Origin of the sequence: Kitasatospora sp. NPDC057198, from assembly GCF_042670125.1 — a bacterium.
Classification (GTDB): Bacteria; Actinomycetota; Actinomycetes; order Streptomycetales; family Streptomycetaceae; genus Kitasatospora.
In genome coordinates this window covers 1-5356 of sequence record NZ_JBHUWH010000510.1, presented here as the reverse complement: position 1 = coordinate 5356, position 5356 = coordinate 1, and the positions used below count along the sequence as shown (strand labels likewise).

Here is a 5356-nt window from a genome sequence, read left to right as displayed (position 1 = left end):
GCATACCACCGAAAGGACACCGCCACCATGCGCGGCTCCGCTCTGCTCGTCGGCTCCCTCCTCGCCGGACTGGTGCTCGGAAGCATCAGCGGGGCCGCCACGGCCCGCAGCGCCGACCGGCCGGTGCCGCCCCCGGCGGTGACCTCCGGCCCCACCTGCCCGGCCCCGACCGCCGCCACCACCCCCCCCAGCCCCTGCCCGCCCCGTCTCCGGCCCCGGCCCCGGCCCCCGTGCCGCACCCGGCCTGAGCCACCCCAGACCCGGGCCGGGCGACGTGACCACCCCGTCGCCCGGCCCGACCAACCCAAGGAGAACCGCATGGCGATCAACAAGACCGCCCTCATCGAGCGCGTCGCGCTCCAGCTCGGAAGCCGGCGCGCCGCCGCCGAGGCGGTCGAAGCCGTCCTCGACACGATCGTCCGCGCCGTCGTCAGCGGCGAGACCGTCTCCGTCACCAGCTTCGGCACCTTCGAGGCCGCCGAGACCAGCGCCCGCAGGGCCCGCAATCCGCAGGCCGGCGAGACGTTCGACCTCGCCGCCCGCACCGTGCCCCGCTTTCGCCCGCACGCCCGGTTCCGGGAGTACACCAACCGCGAGCGCACCCTGCCCGAGGTCGGCAGCGCGGTCCGCAAGGATCCCAAGGGCACCCACACCCAGGCTGCGGCCAAGAGCGCCAGCGCCCGGCCACCGCCAGCAGCGCCCGCACCCGGACGGTCGCCAGGGGCAACCGTCGCTGGGCCGCCAAGGGTGCAGCGTGAGCGAGCTCGCCGACCTCCTGGAGGAGCTGTTCCAGCCGTTCGGCCCCGAGCCCCCCACCCTCTACCTCCTCGCCCGGGACACCTACGTCGCCGGCGTCTCCGTCACCGGGATCGTCGCGGAGGGCTGCCAGTTCTCGCCCGCCGCGGGCTCCGCGGCCGTCGCCCGGACGCGCGGCGGGCACGGGCAGACCGTCGCCTGGGACCGGCCCGGCAACATCAGCGTGGTCGGAGGCCACGGTGACGGGACCCGGGTCCTTGTCCTGCCGGTGCCGCAGATGGCGGCGGCCCTGGCTGCCGTCGCCGAACTCGGGGGCCAGAGCGGCCAGGGCCAGTGGGCGCAAGGCTGGAACGACGCGCTGAACATGGCGCGGGGCCTGATCCGTCGCACTCTGGCGGGGCACCTGCCCGCCGTGAGCAGCGGCGATCCGGCACAGCCAAAAGAAAAGATCCCAGTCTAGGAAATTGACTCTGGTCTATTTCGGGGTGGAGGCTGGCAGGGTCAGCCGGGGAAGGCATAACCCCGGTGCCTAGCAGAGGAGTTCGACATGCCCGTCGACCACAAGAAGATCCTCGAAGCCCTCCAGCCGCTCGCCGAAGGACTGGTTGCCGGGGAGTGCCAGACCCGCCGCGACGGTGACCTGATCATCACCGCCGAACTCCTGCCGGCCACCGGAGCACCCCGAGAGGACGAGTGGGAGGGCGTTCTCGTCCGCATCATCAGCAAGACGGCCGGACAACTCGCCATCAACGCCTTCCAGTTCAGCGCCTACGGCACCTTGCAGTCGAAGGACCGCACCGGCCGGGTGTACTTCGGCACCAAGCCGGACGACCTGCGAGGCGAGAAACTGGCGGCCGCGGTCGAGAAGTACGTCGCCCTCTTCCGGTAGACCCCGGCGAGAACGGCCCGTGCCCGCGCCCCGCCCCGGCGGAGCGCGGGCACCGCGCGTTCTTCGCCCACCCCGGCGCTCACTGGTAGACATAGACGACCCCGGCCCTGAGCGGCCCGCACCCGAAGGAGACTGCGATGAGCGGCGAGAAGCCGGCCGTGAAGACCAGGCGCGGCAAGCCCGCCACCCCCGGCGAGAAGCTGGCCGCCGCCGCCGAAGAACTCCGCGCCGCGCTCGAAGCCGTCGAGGAAGCTGGCCTGGCGCCGATGGACCTGCTGGACCAGCTGCGCGACCCGCTCGAGGTCGTCGACGATGTCGCGACCAGGATGCGAGAACTTCGCCTCAACGGCGTCACCGCCGCCTATCCGGACCGGTCCGTGCCCGTCTACCGGATCTCCGACGCCTCGGGGCTCTCGCCCGCCCTGGTGACCCGCTACGCCAAGCAGGCCGGGCTGGAGATGCGCAACCGCCGCTCCACCGACTCCTAGGAGTTCTCCCTAAACCAGTTCAGGACTCCTCGGGCGTCCTTGATCACCATCGTGTTCTCCCTCTTCCCCCCGTCGTCGTCCTGGTACTGGTAGTCCTCGCGGATGCCGACGTCGTCGGTGAACGTGTAGGTGTACGTCTCGCTGTAGGTGTACTTTCCGTCGGAGCCCCAGCCGCGACCTGGTTTGGTGCGGGTCTTCGTCACTCCCCTGTACGTCTGGTCGTACGTCTCGATGAACTCGCACAGGAACATCACCTCGTCGTCTCTCAAGCGCGTGCTGGAGACGTCCAGGTACTCGCCGATGTAGTTGCGGCGCTGCTGCCTCTCGCGTGGATCCATGTGTCCCTCCCTGGCCTCATCCGGCGGCCCAGAGGGCTACGCGGAACGATGTCACCCAGCTTGGTCCCACGTTCGGCAAGACCCAAGCTGGGGGACATTCTCCAAGACGCCGGGGAGGGGCGCCGACGATCCGCAGCAGCGGGTGCTGAAGTCCTCTCAGGCGAGCATCAGAGCCGGCGCTGCGGATGGAGATGACGTCCTAGCCGCGGGCTCGGGCGCGCCGGGCCATCTCGGCGAGACGCTCTCCGACGTCATCGTCCGGGTCATCAGCGAGCGCTTCCTGCTCCCACGCCGCCAGTTCGTCATCGTCCATCGCCTCCCACGGCGGGGGCGGGTCGTAGGAGACGCCGAGACGGTACTCGTCGTCCTCGCCGTCGCCGTCCTCGTCGTTGAACTTCCCGATCTTGCGCAGGAACGCCTCGTTGCGCTCCCGGCGCGCCAGGATCTCGCTGAGCTGGTGGTCGGCGCACCCGAAGATCGGCCCCGGAGGGTCGGGGTGGAGCTTCGCCTCGACCGCCTCGTGGGCCACCAGCCACTTCCAGTGGTTCCCCACCACCACCCGGCCGGGCCCGGCCGCAGCGTCGAACGCCACCAGCAGCGCCACCAGCTGATCTCGAGTCGGTAGCACCCGGCCGCCGAGGATCAGGTGCAGGGTGCTCCGGGGCACACGGTGGCCGGCGGCGTCCGACAGCTCCTCCAGCCGCCTGAGGGACGGCCGCCCGGCCCGCGCCTGCAACTGGACCAGCCCGAGGGCCAGCCCTGCCGTGCTGCGCCGGGGCCGGGCCGGTTCGGTCGCCAGCGCCGCCGCCCGCTCGATGCTGACGGCCGCCCACAGCGCCTCGACCCTTTCGACCGCGCCGAGCTGGGCGTGCGGGCTGTTCCGGTCGGCGGCGGCGCGGGCGAACGCCCGGACGGTCTCCAGGCGGGGCAGGTGGGTGCCGGTCGCGGCCCCCCTGAGCGTCGCGGCACCGGGCGGTTTGCCCGGCCGCTCCGCCAACTCCTGCGCGCGCTTGGCGAGACCCGCGTAGGTCAGGCCGCTGCGCGCTTTCATCTCCCGCAGCTCGACGGCGAGCGCCCGCAGGTGCGGACTGGCCCCCGCCGCCACGGGCTTCGCGCGGCGTCCCATGGTCAGCGCCTCCGCTCCCCGGGGAGGGCGGCCGGGTGCCCGCGGGTGATGTAGGCGCTGCACGCGCCGGCCATGACGAGCAGCCCGTCGGGGATCGGGCGGCCGACCAGGGCGAGGGCGGCGATCAGCAGCGCGAGGGTGATCATCAGCGCGACCTCGGGCCCGGACAGGTGGCCGGCGGCGGCGTTGAGGGCGAGGCGGTTCTTCACGGGGGCTCCCTGGGGGTGGCGGCATCTGCCGCAGCGGACGGTGGTCGGCCAACTCGCCCGGGACGGACGGCTTCTCGACTTCCCAGAGTTTGCAGCCGCGGCGGGGCCGTGGCCACTCCCTTCGGCAGGGCAGGGGGCGGGACGTCTCGTGGGTGAGGAAATCGCGGCCGCCCTTGAGCTGCGGCGACGGCGGCTTTAACTCGTTTCTGTCCAGGGGTGTCGGGCGCGGGTGGGGAGGCCGGCGGGTGCTGCGCCGGGGTCGGGGCTGCTGGCCGGTGCCCGGAATTTCTCCCTCGAAGGGTGTGCCCAAGGCCGCCTGCCCGAGAATTGACTTAAGTCAAGAAAGCAGACGGAAGTCAGCTTCGGTTGCCGGTCCGGACCGCGAATCCGGGCCCCACATCAAGGAGCACCCCATGCGCGAGAGCGACGTCATCACCGGCCGGGCCGACCTCGGTGCGATCGACAACACCACCGGCGAGGCCGCCTTCTACTCCCACCGCGAGCCCGCCTGGCACGGCCTGGGCACCGTCGCCGAGGATGCCAAGACCAGCGACGAGGTCCTGCACCTCGCCAAGCTGGACTGGGAGGTCGAGAAGCTGCCGATCCTGCCGACGAACAGGGGCAAGCTCGGCAAGCGCATCCCGAACCGCTTCGCCACCGTCCGCACCGACACCGGCGAGTGGGTCGGCGGACTCGTCGGCAACACCTGGACCCCGATCCAGAACCGCGACGCCTTCACCTTCCTGGACCAGCTCGTCGGCGGCGGCCACGTCACCTACGAGACGGCCGGTGCCCTCGACGGCGGCCGCGTCGTCTTCATGTCCACCAAGTCCCCGAGCTTCACCATCGACCCCGAGGGCGCGGCCGACCGCATCGACCTCTACACGCTGTTCGCCAACAGCCACGACGGCCGCTCCGCCGCCGTCGCCGTCGAGACCCCCATCCGCGCGGTGTGCACCAACACCCTCGACCTCGCCGTGCGGGAGGCCGACCGCGTCTGGAAGATCCGCCACACCAAGAACGCCCTTACCGACCTGGAAGAGGCCCGCCGCACCCTCGGCTTCACCGAGCGCTACGCCGCCGCGCTGGAGGCCGAGGCCACCGCCCTCTACCAGAAGGCGATGACCGACCAGGAGTTCGACAAGCTGATCGCGCAGCTGTGGACGCCCCCGGCCGAGGGCGCGCGGAAGAACATCCTCGCCGCCCACGAGGAGCGCCGCGACCGCCTCCACGCCCTGTTCGCCGAGGCCGACACCCAGGAGAACATCCGGGGCACCCGCTGGGCCGCCCTGCAGACGGTCATCGAGTACGACGACTACTTCCGCACCGTCAAGGTCCCCGAGGAGCTGAGCGAGCAGGAGCACCGCAACAACCTGGCGATGACCACCCTGCTGCACACCCAGAAGAACGACCTCAAGGACATGGCGAAGGCCCTGCTGCTCGCGGCCTGACCCCGGCGGCGCGGGGGGGGCCCGCCGGCCCCGGCGCCCGCCCCCCCCCCCCGCGGGGGGAAGAGAACCGGCCGCGGCCGCCCAACCAGCGGGGGTTGA

7 protein-coding genes and 1 pseudogene are annotated in these 5356 nt (G+C 71.9%); 5 read left to right on the top strand and 3 right to left on the bottom strand.

Annotation, left to right across the window (positions count from 1 at the left end; translation table 11 throughout):
* Positions 1–27: 27 nt before the first annotated feature.
* The 4 genes and pseudogenes from ACFUEL_RS34340 to ACFUEL_RS34325 form a co-directional block, all read left to right on the top strand.
* A pseudogene (locus ACFUEL_RS34340) lies at positions 28–573 on the top strand (HU family DNA-binding protein); the annotation flags it as partial.
* 181 nt (positions 574–754) lie between these two features.
* Complete coding sequence (locus tag ACFUEL_RS34335) at positions 755–1216, top strand: hypothetical protein (protein ID WP_380241266.1); 462 nt, start codon at positions 755–757, stop codon at positions 1214–1216.
* A gap of 87 nt (positions 1217–1303) precedes the next feature.
* On the top strand, positions 1304–1645 hold the full coding sequence (locus ACFUEL_RS34330; RefSeq protein ID WP_380241264.1) for a hypothetical protein: 342 nt from the start codon (positions 1304–1306) through the stop codon (positions 1643–1645).
* Between the two features lie 137 nt (positions 1646–1782).
* The gene (locus ACFUEL_RS34325) at positions 1783–2133 is read left to right on the top strand and encodes a hypothetical protein (protein ID WP_380241262.1); all 351 of its coding nucleotides are present in this window, start codon (positions 1783–1785) and stop codon (positions 2131–2133) included.
* Here ACFUEL_RS34325 and ACFUEL_RS34320 read toward each other — a convergent pair.
* The 3 genes from ACFUEL_RS34320 to ACFUEL_RS34310 form a co-directional block, all read right to left on the bottom strand.
* On the bottom strand, positions 2130–2471 hold the full coding sequence (locus ACFUEL_RS34320) for a hypothetical protein (RefSeq protein ID WP_380241260.1): 342 nt from the start codon (positions 2469–2471) through the stop codon (positions 2130–2132). The two genes, ACFUEL_RS34325 and ACFUEL_RS34320, sit on opposite strands and share 4 nt — an antisense overlap.
* A 199-nt stretch (positions 2472–2670) precedes the next feature.
* Positions 2671–3597: a hypothetical protein gene (locus ACFUEL_RS34315; RefSeq protein ID WP_380241258.1), complete on the bottom strand. Its 927-nt coding sequence runs from the start codon at positions 3595–3597 to the stop codon at positions 2671–2673.
* Positions 3598–3599: 2 nt separating this feature from the next.
* Positions 3600–3806: a hypothetical protein gene (locus ACFUEL_RS34310; RefSeq protein WP_380241256.1), complete on the bottom strand. Its 207-nt coding sequence runs from the start codon at positions 3804–3806 to the stop codon at positions 3600–3602.
* Positions 3807–4219: 413 nt separating this feature from the next.
* Here ACFUEL_RS34310 and ACFUEL_RS34305 point away from each other — a divergent pair, with 413 nt between their 5' ends.
* Positions 4220–5257, top strand: a complete 1038-nt coding sequence (locus ACFUEL_RS34305) for a DUF932 domain-containing protein (RefSeq protein WP_380241254.1) — start codon at positions 4220–4222, stop codon at positions 5255–5257.
* Positions 5258–5356: the final 99 nt, after the last annotated feature.

Bases quoted from the DNA above. Each gene is read 5' to 3' on its own strand.
- ACFUEL_RS34330 (WP_380241264.1), top strand. From the start codon at position 1,304: ATGCCCGTCGACCACAAGAAGATCCTCGAAGCCCTCCAGCCGCTCGCC.
- ACFUEL_RS34320 (WP_380241260.1), bottom strand. From the start codon at position 2,471: ATGGATCCACGCGAGAGGCAGCAGCGCCGCAACTACATCGGCGAGTAC.
- ACFUEL_RS34325 (WP_380241262.1), top strand. From the start codon at position 1,783: ATGAGCGGCGAGAAGCCGGCCGTGAAGACCAGGCGCGGCAAGCCCGCC.
- ACFUEL_RS34315 (WP_380241258.1), bottom strand. From the start codon at position 3,597: ATGGGACGCCGCGCGAAGCCCGTGGCGGCGGGGGCCAGTCCGCACCTG.
- ACFUEL_RS34305 (WP_380241254.1), top strand. From the start codon at position 4,220: ATGCGCGAGAGCGACGTCATCACCGGCCGGGCCGACCTCGGTGCGATC.